Raw genomic sequence first — 19,921 nt, 5'->3', positions numbered from 1 at the left:
CACCATTAAAGCAGGGTTATGGAGAATTTTATGTCAGATTTACGCCAACGCTTTTTTATTGAAGATAGCCCTGTTCGTGGAGAAGTGGTTCATCTTGAAGAAGCCCTACAAACGATTCTTGCACAGCGTGACTATGCACCTGCTGTACAAATTCTCTTGGGTGAAATGCTCAGCGCGACTGCCTTGTTGGCCAGTACCTTAAAAATTAAAGGTCGTATTAGCTTACAAATTCAGGCAGCTGGCACATTTAAATGGGCAATGGCGGAATGTAATCATCTCGGTGAAGTTCGCGCACTTGCCGATTATGAAGAAGACCCGCACTTTCAAGCCGCTGAAGACAGCAGCACGGTACTGAAAGCCTTGGTAAACCCAGTGCTTTTCATTAATATCGAGCCTGAATTTGGTGAGCGTTATCAAGGGATTGTACCTTTAGACAAACCGACATTAGCGGGTTGCTTAATGCAATATTATGATCTATCTGCACAGATCCCAACACGTATCGTCTTAGCAAGCAGCAACAGCCGTTCAGGTGGTTTGCTGATCCAGTTATTACCACGTAACAACGAAGAAGAACAACGCCGTGTCGATGAAGATCTATGGCCACGTTTAACCATGCTGACTGAGACATTAAAAGCAGAAGAGTTAACGTCTTTATCCGCAAATGAAATCTTATATCGTTTATACAACGAAGAAGAAGTTCGTCTTCCTGAAACTGAGGCCTTAAAATTTGGCTGTACATGTTCAAAAGAACGCTGTGCGACAGCACTTGAACAAATCGGTGTTGCTGCAGTTCGTGAAACCCTAGAGTTTCAAAACCCAATTGAAATGGATTGCCAATTCTGTAATACAAAATATACCTTTACTGCAGAAGAAGCTTTATCCCTTTTTGGTCAACACCTCAGCTAAATCATCGTGATGATTGAAAGCCTAAATCTAAGCATCCTTCGGGGTGCTTTTTTATTATTCCGATTAAATTTAGAACAGCTACTTTCTTCCGCTTAGTCGAATGGTTGCGAACTTTAGAACCTCAACATGATCAGCTGTATTTGCGATCAATTTTTTTTCGAGTAGAATCGCGCCAGAAATAAAGTCAAAAAAATCAACAGAGCTTTATTTTTAATAGAAAAATAATGTAAAAAAACTGGATAAAATATGAAACTCAAAACACTCGCTATTCTTTTAGCCATGTTCTGCTTTGGCCCAATGACAGCACATGCAGCAGACCTTGTCGGGACATGGAAAACCATAGATGATAAAACAGGCTATGCCCGTGCTGAAGTCCAAATCACCAAATTAAAAGACGGCAGCTATAGCGGTAAAATCACCAAAGTACATGCCATCCCTAACCGCCCTGTCACCACGATTTGTGAAAAATGCGAAGGTAAACTCAAAAATGCACCCTTAATTGGTTTACCGATCTTCTCTGGCTTTAAACATAATGCAAAAGAGAATGCCTATACCGATGGCAAGGTGATCGACCCACTTTCAGGCAATACTTATCAAGGTAAAGGGCAATTGAATGCGCGCGGCAATGTCCTAACACTTCGAGGTTATGTTGGAACCACGCTCCTCGGCCGGACGGTATCTTGGATCCGCGTCAACTAAAGCGGCCTTTTGGCTTTCATTGGCATGATGAACTCAACTCCAGACGAGTTCATCATGCCAATAACAATCTACTTTGAGATGAATTCTGACTATTCTACTAGTGCGTAGACGTTCAGCATAAACCTTATTTAGCGCCAACACGTTCATGTTTTGGCTCAAAATATAAATAACAATCCCTAAAAAATCACTAGAATATTCATATTATTTCAGGCTACATTAAACCCATAATATTTTTATGCCTTTAAGTTTTAGGCATCCGCTTTTTGTGTAATGTGGGTAATTGTATGGCTGTTAAATTCCTCCCTTCTATCCTGTTCGGCATGTTCTCCATCTGCAGTTTATCCTCTGCTTTTGCAGCGATTGACCCCTTAGTGGGGACATGGAAAACCATTGATGATAGAACAGGTTATTCACTTGCCGATGTGGTGATTCGCAAAGATAAGCATGACCTGTATTCAGCCACCATTATCCAAAGCCGAAGCGTACCGGGAACGGCAAATGTTTCGACATGCACGCAATGCACCGGTGCTCAGAAAAATAAACCCATGGTCGGTTTAACCACTTTAAGCGGCCTAAGCGCTGATCCAGAAAAGCCCAATGAATTTGTGGGTGGAGTGATGCTCGATCCCAAATCAGGCAAGCACTACAATGCACGCGCTCGTTTGATGAATAATGGTAAGCATTTGATCATCAATGGTCGTACTGAAGGCTCTGCAATTGGACGCAATGTCACTTGGGTCAAAAACTAAGCACGAGGCCTTTAAATCATTAAAGGCCTTTTTTAACTTAAAAATTAGAGTAAAAACTCCATATTAAAGCAGCGTTTTAAAAAAATATGCCAAATACATCACAAACTATCACATTGATTTTGTAGGACTTTATATATAAATTAGGCAACTTACTCTAAAAACACAATTCTGAATTTTCAGGGGATGAAATGAAAAAAATATATCAACAATTATTTGCCGGAATACTACTTAGCACTTTGTCAGGATTGTCAATCGCTGCGGAAACCGATCCGCTAGTGGGGAAGTGGAAAACCGTCGATGACCGCACAGGATATTCGCGTGCAGACGTTGAAATTCGCAAAAAAGCCGATGGAAGCTATGAAGGCATCATTGTCACCACACGCAATGTCCCTGGCACTGAAAAAATGGGCGTCTGCTCGAATTGCCCAGGTGAATTGAAAAATAAACCTTTTATCGGCTTGCCATTTATTTGGGACTTTAAACAAGATCCAAAAAATCCACGTGAATTCCAAAACGGCAAAGTTTTGGACCCGATTGGTGGAAAAATCTATAAAGGCAAAGCAAGACTTAGTGCTTCAGGAAAACATTTAACTATACGTGGGTATGTTGGTGTATCTGTGATTGGTCGTAGTGTCACTTGGATAAAATATTAATTTTAAATGTGTTTTTAAAAGCCTCCTCGTGAGGCTTTTTTATTGTCATGTTTTGAAACAATAAGATGCTGTTTGCCCCTATGACAGTTTGATGAACCCTTCTATATTGATTAAAACATGATCAATATTTATACAGAGAGTATGCCAGACAATCACTATCAAACTTTAGGGATCGCCCGAGATGCTTCGGCAGATCAAATTAAAAAAGCCTATCGAAAATTGGCGCGTAAATATCACCCTGACGTCAGCAAAGAAGCTGATGCTGAAGCGCGCATGCAAGCGATTAATGTTGCATACGACACCTTGAGTGATGCCGAAAAGAAAAAACAATACGATTTTGAACTCGATCATCCACAAGGATTTGCTGGGTTTAATGCTGGCAACCAAGGTGGTTTTGACCAATCTCAGTTTTATCGCCAATCGACGACTGATGGTCAGCATGCGGACTTTAGTGGATTTGAAGACTTGTTTGGTCGTTTTGGGCAAGGCTTTGGTGGCGGTGACTATCAGTATCAACGTGCAAACCGCCAAACCAAGAGCTTCCGTGGTGAAGACCAACACGCCAGTTTAGAAGTGGATTTAGAAATCGCATTTAATGGTGCAACGCAGAATATCACCTTACAGATTCCAAGCCTCAACGCCCATGGTGAGCCTGAAGTCCAACGTAAAACCCTGCAAGTCAAAATTCCTGCAGGTATGAAATCAGGTCAACAAATTCGACTCTCCGGCCAAGGGCAAGCTGGCTATAACGGTGGAGCCGCCGGCGATTTATACATTGAAATTTTGTATAAACAAACTGAGCAAACCCGTGTAGAAGGCGTTGATATTTTCCAACAACTGAATATCAGTCCATGGGAAGCCGCATTGGGTCAAAAAATTGCATTTACCAGTCCTGATGGCAAAACATTAGAACTACAAATTCCTAAAAATGCACGTACTGGGCAGCAGCTACGATTAAAGGACAAAGGGATACCAAATAAAACACCCGGACACCTTTACCTGATTTTAAATATACAGATACCAGCTGCACAAACCGAACAAGAGCAACAAGCATATGCGGCTTTTGCTCAAGCTTTTCCGTCATTTAATCCACGACAGTCTTAAGGAGAGCACCATGACAACAATTCATTATCGTGAAATTGTCTGTGACGGATGTAAACAGACTGAAATCGTAGACGAAAAAAGTAGTTTTGATCTACAACACTTTGCCTCTGCCTGTGGGCAAAGTCCAGAATGGGTTCTGCAACTACTCGAATACGATATTCTGCCTAGCCGTTCAGAAGACAGGATTCATCAATTTTTTGGCGATGATATATCTCGCGCACGGCGTGCGTATCGGCTTCAACGAGATTTCGATGCCAGTTTTACTGCGGTCGCTATGATGCTTGATTTAATTGACGAAGTTCAACAACTACGTCGCCAAGTCAAACACCAACAGTTTCATTCACATTAAATGTAATCATGAACGCTCTGCCTCGCAGGGCGTTTTTCTTTTCTTGTAGAGTTTGTCTTGTAGAGGAAGTGATCGACAACCATGAAAACACGAGATTGCAATAAAAAAGTCAAAAACATGTTTCCTGAGTACCGTGATTTGGTCTCTCAGTTACGTGATGAAAATCCATATTTTGCACGGATCTTTGAAGAACATGATGAGTTAGATCGTGAAATTATTCAATTGGAATTAAATCCTGTCAATCATCATAACACGGATATTGAGACCATTAAGCGTAAGAAATTAAAGCTAAAAGATGAAATTTATCGCTTGCTGAAAAGTAACGAAAATGATGATATCTCTTGAGATATCGATTCATGTATAGGGGATTTTTCATGATGCATGTCGTTCGCAGTACAACCCACGAGGCTACGCAATTGAATTACTAAGACCATAAGGATCGGTCAAATCGCGTTGTACTGCAGATTTTTAAAAAACAATAAAATCATGACAAAGGATTCATCATGCAAATACATCATGTGCTATTTGGAGCATTACTCAGTTTCAGCGCTCTGTTGCATGCCAATGATATGACCAGTGTTTGGAAAACAATTGATGACCAAACAGGATATTCACGCGGCGATGTCACCGTCGTTAAAAATGCCGACGGGACGTATAGTGGAACACTCACTGCAATATGCCCATTGCCGTACAAACCCTTGGTTGAAGTATGCTTAAAATGTAACGGCAAACTCAAAAATGGGTTTTGATAGGTTCCGAAATTATCAAAGAATTTAAACCAGACCCACAATATCCAAATCAATATAGCAATGGAAACGTGCTGGATCCCCTCTCGGGCAATATCTATAAAGGCAAAGGCAAGCTGAGTGCAAATGGCAAACGTTTAACCATGCGCGGCTATATTGGCGTGTCTGCACTCGGACGTAGTACCACATGGATTCGTAATGATTAGCAACTAAACCCGCCCATCAGAGAAACTGACGCGAACTATTTGAGTTTCGTCAGCTTCTCAATTTCTTTCATGGTTTTAACCGTACCTTTGACTGTGCCCTTCACCGTCTGTTTGATTGGTTCATAATCCATAAACCAAAACAGATTCATATGTTGATCGCCGTGCTGCTGTGCCAACATATCAATCACGCTTTTTTCACCGCGCCCGACCAAATGCCGTCGATAAAAATAATACAGTAGTAAAATCGTGGTGATCAGCATGATGCCGAGCATGATCCAAAAACCGGTTGGCGATTTGAGTCCCGGAATAAACTCAAAGTTCATGCCGTATATACCGGTTAATAAGGTTAATGGTGCAAAAATCGCCGTAATAATCGCCAGAATCCGCATATTTTCATTGGTTTGGTTGGCGACAGCTGAAAAATGCAGATCAATCGCGGCCTGCACAGCACTGCGTAATCGTGTGGTGTGTTTTTGAATGCGTTCGATATGACTGCTTAAATCATCTACGCGAACCAGCATGATATCCTGCTTTTCACTGCGCTTTTTGCCTTTCAAATGTGGGTAATTATCTACAACTTCATCACGCAGTTCTTGTAAAGCTTCAATTTGCTCTTCACACAAATTTTCCACTTGCTGAAAGGCCATATTTTCCTGCAACAACTGATGCCACTTGGTAAAACGTCGATGGCCTTGCAGCAATTCTTGCTGCCAGAACTCGACACGGCGGGTCAATGGAACACGTAAATCCAAGTAACCATCTACCATATTATTCAGTAAGCGCAATGCCAAATCTAAGGGTGTAATGGCTAATTTTCGTGGTTTATTTTGTTCATCAATCGGACGAGACATTAAAGTTTCAATCCGTTGGATATAACTTTCAATGGCTTTGTTGCCTTTTTCGCGCACCGTGATCAGCACTTGGGGCGTGATCAAAAAACTGATCGGGGTGGTCGCCAAACCAAAGACCCGCTCATGCTTTTCAAGAGCTTCTGCACCTGCAACAATTTGGTCATCGGGTGTGACCATTTTTCTAAAAATTAATAAATCATAATCATCGAGTGTGTCAAAGGCACACGGATGCTCTAAATTTAAAATATCCCGCAGATGGTATTCATTGACCCGTAGATCTGATGCCTGAAAAATATCACTCTGCCACTGCTCTGGGCGGTTGACCACATCTTCACGGGTACAATCAATCCAAATAAACTCAGGCTCAAGTTCAGGATGATGCTCACATTGCGCTTGGTCTTGCACATAGATATGCGCCGCTGTTGGATGCTGAAAAAAATAATAGGTTTGCATATCTCATTTATTATTGTGTTTACTTTTTGCATGATGCCATAAAAAAAGCCTTGAGCAAGTCAAAGTTCATACTCTGACTACACTCAAGGCTTTTGTGAATCCATTCACAGAGCCGAAACTCTGTGAATCAGCAAACTATTAAGCTTGTTCGATGTCTTTCATGGTTAATTTGATACGACCACGGTTGTCGACATCAGCGACTTGTACTTTGATCTCTTGACCTTCAGACAATACGTCTGAAACGTTCGCAATGCGTTCGTTAGAAATTTGAGAAATGTGAAGTAAGCCATCAGTACCTGGAAGGATGTTTACAAACGCACCAAATTCAACGATACGGATTACTTTACCAGTGTAGATTGTACCTGGTTCGATTTCAGCAGTAAGCGCTTGGATTTTCGCAACAGCAGCAGAAGCAGCCGCTTTGGTTTCACCAAATACGCGAACTGTACCGTTGTCTTCGATATCAATTGCCGCTTTGGTTTCTTCAGTGATTTGACGGATTGTTGCACCGCCTTTACCAATCACGTCACGGATCTTATCAGGGTTGATGTTGATCACTTGGAATGTAGGTGCATGCATTGAAATTTCAGGACGAGCACGTGAAATCACTTGGTTCATTGCATTTAAGATGTGCATACGACCTGCATACGCTTGGTTTAATGCAACTTCCATGATTTCTTCCGTGATACCTTCGATTTTGATATCCATTTGAAGTGCAGTAATACCGTTTGCAGAACCGGCTACTTTAAAGTCCATATCACCAAGGTGGTCTTCATCACCCAAGATGTCAGAAAGCACTGCGAAACGTTCGCCTTCTTTCACAAGACCCATCGCAATACCAGCAACTGGCGCTTTAATTGGCACACCAGCATCCATAAGTGATAAAGAAGCACCACATACAGACGCCATTGAAGATGAACCGTTTGATTCAGTAATATCAGATACGATACGAATCACGTACGGGAAGCGGTCAGCTGCAGGAAGAACAGCTTGTACACCACGACGCGCTAGACGACCGTGACCGATTTCACGACGTTTAGGACCAGATTCACGACCAGTTTCACCTACAGAGTATGCAGGGAAGTTGTAGTGCAACATGAAGTTGTCAGTTTTCGTACCTGCTAATGTATCCACCATTAACGCATCACGTGTATTACCCAAAGTTGTTGTTACCAACGCCTGAGTTTCACCACGTGTAAATAATGCAGAACCGTGAGCACGGTCTAATACACCAACTTGTACGTCAAGCGCACGAACTGTTTTCGTATCACGACCATCAATACGTGGCTTACCTGACAAGATGTTGTCACGTACTGTACGGTATTTAAGGTCTTCGAATAATTCAGCTAAGTCGTCAGCGATACCGTCAACGTCATCTTCTGGAACGAATTGAGCAACAGCTTCAGCTTGAAGCGCATCAAGCGCTGCATAACGATCGTGTTTAACCGCGATTGTGTATGCTTCAGAGATTTTCGCTTCAAACGCTTCTTTTAATTTCGCACGAAGCTCTTCGTTTTTCGCAGGTGCAGTCCAAGTAGACTCTGTTGCACCAGCAGCTGCAGCAAATTCTTTAATCGCTTGGATCGCGATTTGCATTTCGTCATGACCGAACAATACAGCGCCAAGCATTTGGTCTTCAGAAAGCTCTTTCGCTTCTGATTCAACCATCAATACCGCAGATTCTGTACCTGCAACCACAAGGTCAAGGTCAGATTCTTTTAGCTGTTCGTGGTTCGGGTTTAGGATGTATTCACCGTTGATTAAACCAACGCGAGCACCACCGATTGGACCACGGAAAGGTGTACCCGCAATTGCAAGTGCAGCTGAAGTACCTAACATTGCAGCAATGTCAGCTTCCATTGTCTTATCAGAAGAAATAACAGTCGCAGTCACTTGGATTTCGTTGTAGTAACCTTCTGGGAACAATGGACGAATTGGACGGTCAATTAAGCGTGAAATAAGCGTTTCAGCTTCAGACGCACGGCCTTCACGTTTACCATAACCACCCGGAATACGACCTGCAGCATATTGTTTTTCTTGGTAGTTAACAGTCAATGGGAAGAAGTCTTGACCTGCTTTCGCTGTTGGCTGAGCAACAACAGCAACAAGAACTTGTACACCACCCATAGTGATGATCACAGTATTCGCTTGACGCGCAATACGACCTGTTTCTAGGACAACTTGATGCTGACCATATTGGAATTCTTTACGAATAATATTAAACATCGACATGTTTTATTTTTTCCTGATTTTATTCTAGTGGAGACCCCTAAGGTTTGGCATTCATTCAACGCCCCAAACGCTGTAACATAAATGACAAAGCTTAGAAGCCGACCTCACTAGAGATTAAAAACATTAATTTAAAATACTAATTTAAGACACAAAGAAGGAGCGAATCATCGCCCCTTCCCCATTATCCAACCAAGGTTGGATAGACTTTAGTTTTCAGTAATACGGCACTTAGCATGCAATAGTCCGAAAATAAAAGCTTAAATCGAATTAACGACGTAAACCTAAAGCAGCAATCAATGCGCTGTAACGAGTAGCGTCTTTACCTTTAAGGTAGTCAAGAAGCTTACGACGTTGGTTAACCATACGAATAAGACCGCGACGGCTATGGTGGTCGTGTTTGTGCTCTTTGAAGTGACCTTGTAAATCATTGATTTGAGCAGTTAAAAGAGCTACTTGAACTTCTGGTGAACCAGTGTCGTTTTCAGCGCGAGCGAATTTTGCAATGATCTCTGCGCGATCTGCGTTTGTTAAAGCCATTCGATTTCTCCGAGATGCTTATAAAGTTAACTTTTGATACGAATCAACCAATAAATCAGCTGACTGCCGTGCATCACTACAGCAAGTGCATTATATTAAGGGAAAATCGTCTTAATTGCAAAAAGAGATAGCCGACTTCGTCAGGTTTTCTTAATGACAATAACGCCTTATTTTTCCTCTCGATTCCATTATAAATTTTTTATATGCTTCGACACTCTATACGACACAAAACTGCATATTTCCAACACATTGAATTCCATATTATTGAATGAATTTTAAACTTATTTTTGATACATTTTGCCACTCGATATTTAGGATACAAAACTCAAACTGGAATAATTAAAAAAAAGCCCGAGCTGGGCTCGGGCTTTTTTGCGCTGTAGTTTCTTCTTTTTTAGTTATTGTTTTATTATTTATTGTTTTATGTGGCGCTTTTCCGCGTCCTTATGTCAAACATTCCATGTTTTAACTTGCACTTCCTTATGTGGTAGATTTTGCCACAACGGCTGTTAGATAAAAGTCGTATTTTTCGTATCTATATGTAAGCTTTTTCGTACATCGGTTAAGCTCTATTTCTTTTCTGTTACAGCATATAGGCATTTCTTATTTTCTATACATAAAAAAGCCTTGTAGTCTCTCCCAAAACTACAAGGCTTAGCGGCTGTAAGTTTCCTATTTCCTTACTTCACTGTAAGTTCGCTGTCTTTTGACGTTATTCTTATACTTTTGCGATTTTACTCAACCATCCGTGTTGAGTTCTTTTTCTGTGAAGTCATCTTCTCAAAAAGCTCTAAGAAGCTCTATGCGCAAATCTCCTGAATCAATGTAAGCTATTTCTTACAAAATACGGTACATTTTGCCCAGGCTTTACAAAGATAGGTGATTGTTAATTTTTTCTAACAAACCACTAACTCGTGCTGTTCTTTTTATAAGCGCTTTTGCCAATGCATCTTTTGCAACAAGTAAACTCACCACTTTTTTCGCACGAGTGATGGCGGTATAAATCAGCTCTTTACTCATCATTTCGGTTGCATGATTTTCCAAAACTACCGCCGTATGGGTAAATTCAGAACCTTGAGACTTATGTATAGTCAATGCGTAGGAAGTTTCTATACTTTTAGGTAACCGTGTTGCCACAACCCATTTATCCAAACTCGGAAAATAAACCTCAAACTGCGACTTTTCCGTCATCGGTCGTTTTAAGCAAATCCCAATATCACCATTTGATAGTCCAAGTTGATAATCGTTATAGGTCATCATAACTGGACGACCAACATACCAATCCCCTTGTTTCAACACACCCAAGGCATTTAAGACCCGAAGTTCAATCTGCTGATTGAGCTCATGTAAGCCTAATTTTCCATGTCGAATGGCCGATAGAATTCGATAATCATCAAAATAACGAATCAATTGGGCTAACCAATCTGCATATTCAGCGGATTGCTCTGGCCATTGTTTTAACCATGCCACATAGGGCTGAAAACCATACATCAGTTGATCATAATATTTTGCCCAATGTGCCGCACTGTTCGTGGCTTCGGGGAGATATTGCAACTGAATCACATCGCTCATATTCGGTGTCAGTTGAATCGGCTGAAGTTCGGATGCAGATACCACCTGATGTTCGAATTTCGCCAGAACTTCTGTGGTTGTTTGCTGTTGTTCTTGTTGTTGAATAAAACGAGCAAACTCACCAATGGCTGCACCCTGTACAAAACGGCGGCTGGTCTGTAAATGGGTACGGTTGGCTTGTAAGGCATCAACATCCTGAAGGTTGGCCAAAACAGCGCCAACATCGACCGAAGCCAACTGTTCTGCATCCCCCAATAGAATCAGCTTGCTGTGTTGAGGGATTGCCGCGAATAGCATCTGTGCCAAACTTAAGTCCAACATAGAGGCTTCATCGACCACAATGACGTCATAGGGTAAGCGTTGACGCTCATTAAACCGAGGAATAGCGCGCGTCCCTAATCCCAATAGACGATGCAAAGTTATAGGTTTCAAATGTTTGTGAATAATCGAATAATGCTGCAATGCAGGATCTTTAAACGCTGCTTGTAAGGCTTCTTCCATTCGCTGCGCCGCTTTTCCTGTCGGCGCTGCCATCGCAATTCTTAAATTTGGATTTTGCTCATTCAACACGGCAATAATCCGTGCCAAGGTATAGGTTTTACCTGTCCCAGGCCCACCGGTAATGATATTAAAATTGTGCTGACACACCATGTGCAGTGCTTGAATCTGATGTGGATCGGTCAGTAAATCCTTTTCAATATTCAGCATCTGCGTTTGATTGAGATTTTGCTCTGTTTGCTGTTTTAAACGTGCAACTTGCTTGGCTAAAGCATTTTCTAGTGCCCAATAGCGATAAAGATAAAGTCGCTGTGAATCAAAAATAAAAGGCGCAACAGGTGTTTTTTCAGCTTGCTCGTGCTGAACCATCTGAGCCAAACATTGAATCTGCGCATCTTCGGCCAAAATACAACTATCGCCTTTTTCCACGGCTTGCATCAATTGTTGAATTAACTGATTTGCAGCAGGATGACTGGCCTGATTGGGTAAATAATGTTGGATTAAATAGTCAATCCAATCCGGCAAAACCGCATCTAAATCAGCTTTTTCTTGGGTATTTTGGGGAACTAAAACCTGCGTTTCTACAGTATTTTCTTGTCCCGCGTGCAAAGGCTGTGCTGATAAGGCTTTTTGATCATTTTCCACACAGTTATCCTCAAACTTATCCACAATGCAACTTATTGTTTCAGCGTGAATATTTTTATCTTTTTCGTGCTTATTCACGTTTTAGCCACAACCTTTTCGCTCAATATTGCATCGAGGTTTTGAATGAATGTATCCGCCGGCTTCCAGTGATATACTCCACGATCGGACTGTCCATCCATACCGCGAAGATATAAATAACTCGCCCCACCCAAATGCTGCGTCATGTCATAGTCTTTCATCACGGCTTTCAAATAACGATGTAGGGCCACCAAATATAAAGCCGCCTGCAACCAGTAACTAGAATGACTCATACTTTCTCGAATATAGGCATGATTATAATGTGCGGTCTGATCGCCTAAGAAATTACTTTTATAATCGGCAATGTGATAACGCTGACCATCATAATATACCAAGTCAATCGACCCCGTCAGATAGCGTGCCGTAAACACATCATTCAAATCTTGTATCTGTAAATCTGGCTCATTTAGGCTTTCAAATAGCATGCGTATTTTACGTATTGCCAATGCACGATCCGCCATACTTAAATGAAAGTCCATTTCTGAACGGTATTCGCCATCGTTTAACTGATGCAGCCTAAAACCATCATGCAACGGTGTATGAATGATTTGACTGTACCATGCCTGCATTTCTTCAATCAGTTCAGCTTCGTCTTGTTCAGGGTTCGCCGTTTGCCCAAACTGTTTAATCAAATTTTGCAATATTTGCGGCGAATCAAACTCAACATCACTGTGAAAGCGCGATGCGATGGCTTTGGCCAACTTATCTTCTGGAGTGCTAAATCGAACTTTTTCCATCAACTTGTGCAAGAAACTTCCGGGCTTGGTTCCCTTTGGAAAATGCCGTTTAATCCAGCTAATTTTCTCTGCAGTTTCTGCTTCAATGATTTCAATTTGTTCAACTTCATCGGCAGCCCTGTCTTCTGGCTCGGTCATGACCGCTGCCAGTTGGTCACGTTGTATATGTGCCTTATGTGTCGTGCGCGTGAGCGCGGTAAAGCTGGTGGTTTCCCGTGGATAAAAATGGCTGTTGGGAATTTCTTCCGCGTCTAATACAACAGCTTCAACCTGAGTCTGAGTCAAAATCGGTGGTGCTGCACGCAAAACATCAGCATCCACACTTTCTGCATGTTGGAACAGATCAGGTTCGCTTCCACGCCAAAAAGTCAGTCCTGAACGCGCTTCTGCCACTTGTTTCTTTTCTACTTCATGATGACGCAGCACGGCATAGACACGATAACTGGCACGGGTCAACGCCACGTACCACAAACGATGGTGCTCTGCTTCATTGCGTGCTTCATTTTGTTGAATATCATCATCGGGTAAATCCGAAGACTTCACGGCAATCACACGTTCTAACCCAAGGCTTTTTTGCTGATTGTCTTTAAGGGAAAAATTCAAATTACCTTTTTCACTTAAGCCTGCATTTGCTCCCAATAAAAATACACAACCAAACTCTAAGCCTTTGGATGCATGGATCGTCATCAATTGCACCCCCAATTGCCCAGTCAATTTTCGCTCTTGGGTGCTTTCATTATTGATGCCTAAATTGATTTGGCGAATAAACCATTGATAAAGCTTATGTGCACCTGTGTAATGTTCACTTTGCTGACTTAATAATTCTGCGATATGGCGTAAATTCACCACTGTGCGTTCATTATCTCGACTTTGCCCAGCCACCAAACGCGTCCACACCTGAAAGACCGTCATGCAGCTATTCCACGCACTGCGGAATCCTTGCTCATTCCAAATTTGTCGGATCTGTTCGAGTTTTTCGATAATTTCGCTCAGTCCATCTGCCTGCTGTTCGAGTGCGACCAGTTGTTTCAGATCAAAACCCAATAAACGGCTCAGCAGCGCACGTTTCACCTTGGCTTCTTGATAAGGATTTAAAATTGCGGTCAGCAAAGCGGCAACATCTTGTGCGACGGAACTTTTATAGACGCTGTCCCGTGATGCTTTATAACAAGGAACACCCAGTTGCAATAAACATTGTTGCACTTGCTCTAAGTCGAAATGGTTTTGCCCTAAGACCGCAATATCGTTTGCTGTCAGTGCTCGCTGGATATTGTTGTCTTGAAAATATAAATGTCCTTGCTGAGCTTGGTTGAGCAAGGACTGAATCTGCCAAGCCACTTGCTCTGCTTCATTCAGCGTTTCATCCAAAGCCAACCAACGCAGCGGTTGTGGATTGACTTGATCATGATCAATCAATGGAGGATGCTCGCGCTCACCTGCTTGAATTGGGGTGTATTCAACATGCTCACCAAAGTCCATTTGCCGATGAAACAAGGCATCCACCACTTCAACCAAATTTTTGACTGAACGATGGTTTTTGTTCAAGGTATAACAACGCCCACCCTTGGCATGAATGTCATGACGCGCTTTACGATAGGTCAACATGTCACCGCCGCGGAATCCATAAATCGCCTGTTTGGGGTCGCCGACCATAATCATACAACCCTGATGTAAGCGCTCCTTGACCCGCCAAATACTGGATAGCATGTCATCTTGATCTTGGTTGGTGTCTTGAAATTCATCGACTAAAATCAGCGGATATCGTGCCAAAACATGAGCGGCAAAACTGTCTTTCCCTGCTGCTGAGCTTTGCTGTAAGGCTTCCGATAAGGTCCTAATTTGTTGTGAAAAGGTGGTTTCGCCAGCGTGGGACAACACTTGAGGTAAACGCTTTTTGACTTCCTGTGCCAAATAAAAGTTTAGAAATTGTTCTGCTTGATTGATATGTTCATAAGCATTGAGCACCGCTCGGAGTTGTTGAACAAAAGCATGTTGATAAAATTCTTTTGAGACATCTGGCTGTTCCTCAACGATTTTGTCTTTAAAGACACGTGGCTTAAATTCAGTTTTATTCGGATCATAAAACAATGAACGAATGGCTTTCATCGTCGGTTGTAACACGTCGGACTGAGTCAAAACCCCTTGGCTACCCGCAGCTTCAAAGTGCTGTAAAAACTCGGGAATGCGTGTGTTAAAGGTGACAAAGAATGCCCCTTTATTAAAACGTCGAGCGTCGACAAGGTTCTTATAATGACTTGCGGCATCAAAACACGCTGCAAGTTCTACACGAGCAGCAGGCAGCATTTGCGCAAGCTGTTGACACATCGCTTCAAAATGTGCCAAAGCATTTTCGGGTAATTCAGGAACACGTAAATCCACCGATGGGAAGTTTAGACTTTCCTTTACCACGCCCAGATAATATTCAGGGCCTTTCAACAGATGATTCAACAGCAAATATTCAATCAAATGCGCAGGCTGCTGCTGAATCCAATCTCTTAATAAATCATGAATAATACGTTCAATATGTAGATCTTCATCTTCACTGATTTGCACCTGTTCGATACGACCACTTTCAAAGGCAAATTCACGTAATAACTTTTGACTAAAGCTGTCTAAAGTTCCGACAAAGAGTTCTTCATATTGTTGTAAGACCACGTTCAGCCGATTGTAAGCATAATCTAAATGATGCCCATGATCTTTTAGTATTTGTTGATACAAAGGGTCACTCAAACTTTGCTGAAGTTCGGCCAATTCATCTTGAGATGCCGCTAACAGGCTATAAATAAAGTCACGGGTTTCTTCAATCCGCAGTCGAACCCGCGCTTTGAGTTCTGCTGTGGCTTTACGAGTAAAAGTGGTGGCAATGACTTGATTCGGCATATAGCGATCTAGAAAAATCCGCACCATCAGACTAGAAAGCGTATAGGTTTTCCCTGTACCCGCAGAAGCCTCTATCCAATGCAGTCCCGTAAAGCTCATGTCTGCAATCGGGTTGGTGGACATATTCATCGTTTGCTGTGGCATATTCATTTTTTGACCTCAGGCTTGATGACATTAAGTTTTTTTAGGCCGTCATCTGCCTCGGTATCCATCACATGATATAAACGTTCTGCATAATAACGACAGGACAATGCCAGAAGTTCATCTGCCGCTTGTTGCTGTAAAATAAAGCTCCAATCACGATGGTGGCTATTGGCTTCATTCGACTCCAACTGCACACCACCAAAACTATGATTTTTCAACCATTCCTCTTGAAGTTTTGCAAAATTATCTGGCATGAGTTGGCCTGTTTCATTTTCCACCCAAGTGCATTTTTCTTGGCGAATTAAGGCAGCAGGCAGCACCACAGGACGTTTTTGTGCATGTTTCCACATCGCCAGCCATTCACTGAGTTGTAGCTTGGCTTGTGCGGAGCTTAAACCACAACAAACTATACTTTTATCATTACAAATTACTTCACGACGATACGTCGCGCCCTCATCACCTAAGTCTAAATAGCTCAACCACAGAAGATATTCGAGCCACGTTTGTGTCTGACGTTTAGGCTTTGCCCCAGATGCCATACAGCTTAACCAATGCATACTCTGACGGTCTTCAGGCACGGTGATGCTCAGTATCAAATGCGGTTCAAGCTGTAAGTTTTGTAAAGTGGTCGCAGTTACACAACGTCCATCTAAACGTGCTAACAATTGTGTCTGCTCTTGCAAACTGAGCTTCCACGTTGCTATTTGGCTATGTCCTACAGGCAGTACATCTTGGAATAATGCTATATCTGGTTCAGTTGGAGTCGTAGAGTTCTGATCCTCAGCTTGATTGACACGAGATGCAGGCTGCACATAATGCTTTTGCAACAAGTCACGGACATGGTATTGCTGTAAACGGTCAAGTAATAAAGGCTCTTTCTGTGGTAACTGATCACCGGTATACACACTGGCCACACCAAGCGTTTTCAAATATGCCCGAGCTGGGAATACCACATCTTTAATCCATTCCTGACCATCTAACACCCTTACTTCTTGTGCATCATGCACTGGATAATCAAGGTTAATCCAGGGTTGGCGTTGTCCAGACTGATTTAAAATATGTTCCGCCACAGCAAACCATTGATCTTTATATCGTACGTTTTTCGACTGCTGAAATCCTGTCGGGTCAAATGGCTGCAAAGGATAAATATGATAGAGCGGTTCGAGTTGCTCTGGAATTCGTAACCCATCCAAATCCAACATGGCATCATGTGGCTGATCTAACTGCTGGGGTTGAATCATTCGAGCGAGGAATTGGCTAAACTCATAAATGACAGATGATGGTTCACGACTTTCACCTCCATTGACATCAAAGCCATTATAGAAAATCCATAAGGACTTTCGGGCAAATAACAAGGCATCTAAAAATGCACCTTTATCATCTTCCAAACGTGAGCGATCACCCAATACTGGCTTAAACACATCCATTAAATCAAAAGGTACTTTCTGATCACGACGTGGGAATTTTCCACTATCCATGTTCAACAACACCACCAGTGAAAATGGGACTTGACGGATTTTACCCATGTCTGCAAAGGTCACTGAACCAGTTGGTTCGATCTGGTCGACAGAACCATCGATGCCTTGTTGTATCTCCTTGAGCAATAAAGATAGGGGTAAATTAAAGCTATTGGGGAGCGACTCAACTTTTTCACTTTGGGCATTTTTCAGTCGTTGTGTCATTGCACGCATCACACCGCGTATGGTTTCAAATGCTCGACCACTGGCTTCAACAAAAGGTTTTAAATCTGCATCTAGCTGTTGCAACCACGCTTTGACAGTCTGTGCACTGAGGTTCGGATTAAGCCAATCTCGACGCGCACTGATATCTTGATAGATCTGAATTAAGGTTTGCACCAACTCAAAATCACTACTCTGCACCCCTGCGAAACTTAAGGTATTCTCAAATACGGCATGCTGTGGAATCGCAATCCCTAACGCCAAACGGTCTAAAGCAAATTTAAAGGTATAACGATAATCTCGGTCTTGCTCAGACAAATAAGCCAACATGTGCTGTTCATCTAAACCACGACGGAAACCGGCTTGAATTAGCAGCTCCATCATACGTTCCATTTGCACATGGTCGAGCTGATACAGTTCTTGCACCGCATTCAAATTCAACCAATCGTGAAAATCTTCGGCGGTAAAACGACCTTGGCTAATTTCAATGCGTCCAACAAAGGCTTTCCATGCATTTTGAATATCTTGACTAACCACTCCTGCAATTTTTACTGGGATATAAGGTAAATCCATAGCACTGCGACCCATGCCTCGAGTCGTCGAAAAGACCGTCCGAATATGCGGTTCCAGTTCTTTTAAGTTTGGCACCAATACCAAGATATCACTCGGATGGCGTGGCTCTTGTTCCGAGCCTTCGGCCAACCAATGTACCAACTGCTCACGTAAAACTTCTAACTGACGCAGGCTAGAATGACAGACATGAAATTGAATCGATTCATCTGAACCCGCGAGTGCATATTGATGCTGTTCGGGCTCTTCTAGAGTCATGATGTCATATTGAATTTGAGCGAGCAGCGTTGTCGGCTCAGTATCTGGAAAAATATCTTCCCAGCCTTCGCCACCAGACATATTCACCAATAATGCAAAGTTATCCCGCGCACGTTTGCCTAAACGAGTCAATAATGAATGCTGTGATTCACGAAATTCCGCATTGGTCGTACTCAGATAGGCCTGAATTTGCGCTGTGCTGACATTAGGATTTCGTTCAATATAACGCTGTTGCAATTTTAGGTTATAACGATCTTTCCAAACAGGATCGACCATGTCTGCCCAATACTCACGCGATGGGTTGAAATACAACAAATGTACTTCGGTATACGCCGCCAAACGATACAAAAATTTGAGTTGTGCAGGTGGTAGTTCTAAGGTAGTAAAGACGAAAATCTGTTCAGGTAAACCGTTATAGGTTTGATGACGCTCATCATCGCGTTCATCCTCCTCAGCATCCAAATCAAACTGCTGCTGCCGATTTTGCTCAGCATGCGCCAAGGCAAACCAAAATTTATTATCTATTTCCTGACGGTCATTAAAATCTTTTTTGAATACTTGATGCCACAGCCAACGCTGCCATTGCTCTAGTTGTCGAGCCTGCGTCGGTAAATATTCATCAGCTTGTTCAGGTTTCAGACCTGTGAGTTGCATAATATTTAATGGCTGGTTATGACTCCACGCTTTTAGCCAGTCGGTATCGCAATGTGGACAAATCCATTGCTCAACACCTTCATCCGGGGTATGAATACAACTGCCACGAAAGGCCATGTAGTTGGTAAAAAGCCGAGTGACTTGAGCAGCGATCCAGTACAACATTTCTTGGCGCTTTTGCTCACGTTTTTTTTGATCTGAGAGTTGTGCTGTGCTGTCAAAAATACGCTGAACTAAGGGCTGCACGTCTGTCGGAATCTGAGCAGCATCAAACTTATCAGCCGCAATAAAACCGGCTAGAGCATTATAAATACGCCATTGCATAATCAATGGCGGCATGTTGATACCTTTAATTCGCTCACGGTCTTGTTTGTTCGGCAAGGCCCAATCGTAGGCTTTCCACTGCAACCCTAAAATTTTACGATGATGCTTAATATTGGCACTAATACTGATTTTTTCAGCAACTTGTTTTTCTAACCATGCTGCAATGGCTTGATCGGGTACCACGATATGCCGTTCTTGCAAGACAGATAATGCATTAGTCGACTGATTTGATTTCAATTTTTTGATTAGACAATCCACCAAAACTTCGATTCTTTGACTCTGAATTACATGTATTGCCATGGATTACCTTTACAGCCTGAATGACCAACTACTACAAAACAACAATGATTATTTACTATACATCTTGGGCTGTCTATGCGACTTTGACAAGAGAATA

General features: G+C 42.3%; 15 protein-coding genes. 9 read left to right on the top strand and 6 right to left on the bottom strand.

Annotated elements, in window-relative coordinates; genetic code table 11:
• The first annotated feature begins 30 nt into the window (after positions 1–30).
• The 9 genes from hslO (at position 31) to FTV27_RS17190 (ending at position 5,412) form a co-directional block, all read left to right on the top strand.
• Entirely contained in the window at positions 31–906 is an 876-nt protein-coding gene (gene hslO / locus FTV27_RS08855; RefSeq protein ID WP_111885623.1) for an Hsp33 family molecular chaperone HslO, read from the top strand.
• A 246-nt stretch (positions 907–1,152) separates the two neighbouring features.
• Positions 1,153–1,605 (top strand): DUF2147 domain-containing protein, encoded by a 453-nt coding sequence (locus FTV27_RS08850; protein WP_180078063.1) that lies wholly within the window; start codon positions 1,153–1,155, stop codon positions 1,603–1,605.
• 284 nt (positions 1,606–1,889) lie between these two features.
• Complete coding sequence (locus FTV27_RS08845) at positions 1,890–2,354, top strand: DUF2147 domain-containing protein (RefSeq protein WP_168377964.1); 465 nt, start codon at positions 1,890–1,892, stop codon at positions 2,352–2,354.
• A gap of 188 nt (positions 2,355–2,542) precedes the next feature.
• Positions 2,543–3,007, top strand: coding sequence for a DUF2147 domain-containing protein (locus FTV27_RS08840; protein WP_078192815.1), 465 nt, complete (start codon positions 2,543–2,545; stop codon positions 3,005–3,007).
• 141 nt (positions 3,008–3,148) lie between these two features.
• Positions 3,149–4,111, top strand: a complete 963-nt coding sequence (locus FTV27_RS08835) for a DnaJ C-terminal domain-containing protein (RefSeq protein WP_180078137.1) — start codon at positions 3,149–3,151, stop codon at positions 4,109–4,111.
• Between the two features lie 10 nt (positions 4,112–4,121).
• A complete protein-coding gene (locus tag FTV27_RS08830) occupies positions 4,122–4,460 on the top strand; it encodes a chaperone modulator CbpM (RefSeq protein WP_111885626.1) in 339 nt (112 codons plus the stop codon).
• Between the two features lie 81 nt (positions 4,461–4,541).
• Complete coding sequence (locus FTV27_RS08825; RefSeq protein WP_078192816.1) at positions 4,542–4,805, top strand: YdcH family protein; 264 nt, start codon at positions 4,542–4,544, stop codon at positions 4,803–4,805.
• Positions 4,806–4,963: 158 nt separating this feature from the next.
• Positions 4,964–5,209 (top strand): hypothetical protein, encoded by a 246-nt coding sequence (locus tag FTV27_RS17195; protein ID WP_249733288.1) that lies wholly within the window; start codon positions 4,964–4,966, stop codon positions 5,207–5,209.
• Complete coding sequence (locus FTV27_RS17190; RefSeq protein ID WP_249748506.1) at positions 5,206–5,412, top strand: DUF2147 domain-containing protein; 207 nt, start codon at positions 5,206–5,208, stop codon at positions 5,410–5,412. Before FTV27_RS17195 ends, FTV27_RS17190 begins: the two co-directional genes overlap by 4 nt.
• A gap of 35 nt (positions 5,413–5,447) precedes the next feature.
• Here FTV27_RS17190 and FTV27_RS08815 read toward each other — a convergent pair whose 3' ends face one another.
• The 6 genes from FTV27_RS08815 to FTV27_RS08790 all read right to left on the bottom strand — a co-directional run bounded on the left by FTV27_RS08815 (position 5,448) and on the right by FTV27_RS08790 (position 19,824).
• Positions 5,448–6,716, bottom strand: a complete 1,269-nt coding sequence (locus FTV27_RS08815; RefSeq protein WP_180078061.1) for a magnesium transporter CorA family protein — start codon at positions 6,714–6,716, stop codon at positions 5,448–5,450.
• A 138-nt stretch (positions 6,717–6,854) separates the two neighbouring features.
• A complete protein-coding gene (pnp, locus tag FTV27_RS08810) occupies positions 6,855–8,942 on the bottom strand; it encodes a polyribonucleotide nucleotidyltransferase (RefSeq protein ID WP_180078135.1) in 2,088 nt (695 codons plus the stop codon).
• Between the two features lie 273 nt (positions 8,943–9,215).
• Complete coding sequence (gene rpsO, locus FTV27_RS08805; protein WP_067761248.1) at positions 9,216–9,485, bottom strand: 30S ribosomal protein S15; 270 nt, start codon at positions 9,483–9,485, stop codon at positions 9,216–9,218.
• Positions 9,486–10,352: 867 nt separating this feature from the next.
• Entirely contained in the window at positions 10,353–12,080 is a 1,728-nt protein-coding gene (gene recD, locus FTV27_RS08800) for an exodeoxyribonuclease V subunit alpha (protein WP_257230007.1), read from the bottom strand.
• A 194-nt stretch (positions 12,081–12,274) separates the two neighbouring features.
• A complete protein-coding gene (locus tag FTV27_RS08795) occupies positions 12,275–16,045 on the bottom strand; it encodes a UvrD-helicase domain-containing protein (RefSeq protein ID WP_257230005.1) in 3,771 nt (1,256 codons plus the stop codon).
• Positions 16,042–19,824: an exodeoxyribonuclease V subunit gamma gene (locus tag FTV27_RS08790; protein WP_180078059.1), complete on the bottom strand. Its 3,783-nt coding sequence runs from the start codon at positions 19,822–19,824 to the stop codon at positions 16,042–16,044. The genes FTV27_RS08795 and FTV27_RS08790 overlap by 4 nt, the downstream gene beginning before the upstream one ends.
• Positions 19,825–19,921 lie beyond the last annotated feature (97 nt).

It is taken from the genome of Acinetobacter sp. YH12251 (assembly GCF_013417465.1).
In the GTDB taxonomy this organism is placed as follows: Bacteria; Pseudomonadota; Gammaproteobacteria; order Pseudomonadales; family Moraxellaceae; genus Acinetobacter; species Acinetobacter amyesii.
The sequence above is the reverse complement of the archived record's forward strand: the minus strand, read 5'-3'. Positions and strand labels throughout refer to the sequence as shown.

What these genes read in the sequence shown, in the direction of transcription:
- hslO (WP_111885623.1), top strand. Translation starts at nt 31, where the DNA reads ATGTCAGATTTACGCCAACGCTTTTTTATTGAAGATAGCCCTGTTCGT.
- FTV27_RS08850 (WP_180078063.1), top strand. Translation starts at nt 1,153, where the DNA reads ATGAAACTCAAAACACTCGCTATTCTTTTAGCCATGTTCTGCTTTGGC.
- FTV27_RS08845 (WP_168377964.1), top strand. Translation starts at nt 1,890, where the DNA reads ATGGCTGTTAAATTCCTCCCTTCTATCCTGTTCGGCATGTTCTCCATC.
- FTV27_RS08840 (WP_078192815.1), top strand. Translation starts at nt 2,543, where the DNA reads ATGAAAAAAATATATCAACAATTATTTGCCGGAATACTACTTAGCACT.
- FTV27_RS08835 (WP_180078137.1), top strand. Translation starts at nt 3,149, where the DNA reads ATGCCAGACAATCACTATCAAACTTTAGGGATCGCCCGAGATGCTTCG.
- FTV27_RS08830 (WP_111885626.1), top strand. Translation starts at nt 4,122, where the DNA reads ATGACAACAATTCATTATCGTGAAATTGTCTGTGACGGATGTAAACAG.
- FTV27_RS08825 (WP_078192816.1), top strand. Translation starts at nt 4,542, where the DNA reads ATGAAAACACGAGATTGCAATAAAAAAGTCAAAAACATGTTTCCTGAG.
- FTV27_RS17195 (WP_249733288.1), top strand. Translation starts at nt 4,964, where the DNA reads ATGCAAATACATCATGTGCTATTTGGAGCATTACTCAGTTTCAGCGCT.
- FTV27_RS08815 (WP_180078061.1), bottom strand. Translation starts at nt 6,716, where the DNA reads ATGCAAACCTATTATTTTTTTCAGCATCCAACAGCGGCGCATATCTAT.
- pnp (WP_180078135.1), bottom strand. Translation starts at nt 8,942, where the DNA reads ATGTTTAATATTATTCGTAAAGAATTCCAATATGGTCAGCATCAAGTT.
- rpsO (WP_067761248.1), bottom strand. Translation starts at nt 9,485, where the DNA reads ATGGCTTTAACAAACGCAGATCGCGCAGAGATCATTGCAAAATTCGCT.
- FTV27_RS08795 (WP_257230005.1), bottom strand. Translation starts at nt 16,045, where the DNA reads ATGAATATGCCACAGCAAACGATGAATATGTCCACCAACCCGATTGCA.
- FTV27_RS08790 (WP_180078059.1), bottom strand. Translation starts at nt 19,824, where the DNA reads ATGGCAATACATGTAATTCAGAGTCAAAGAATCGAAGTTTTGGTGGAT.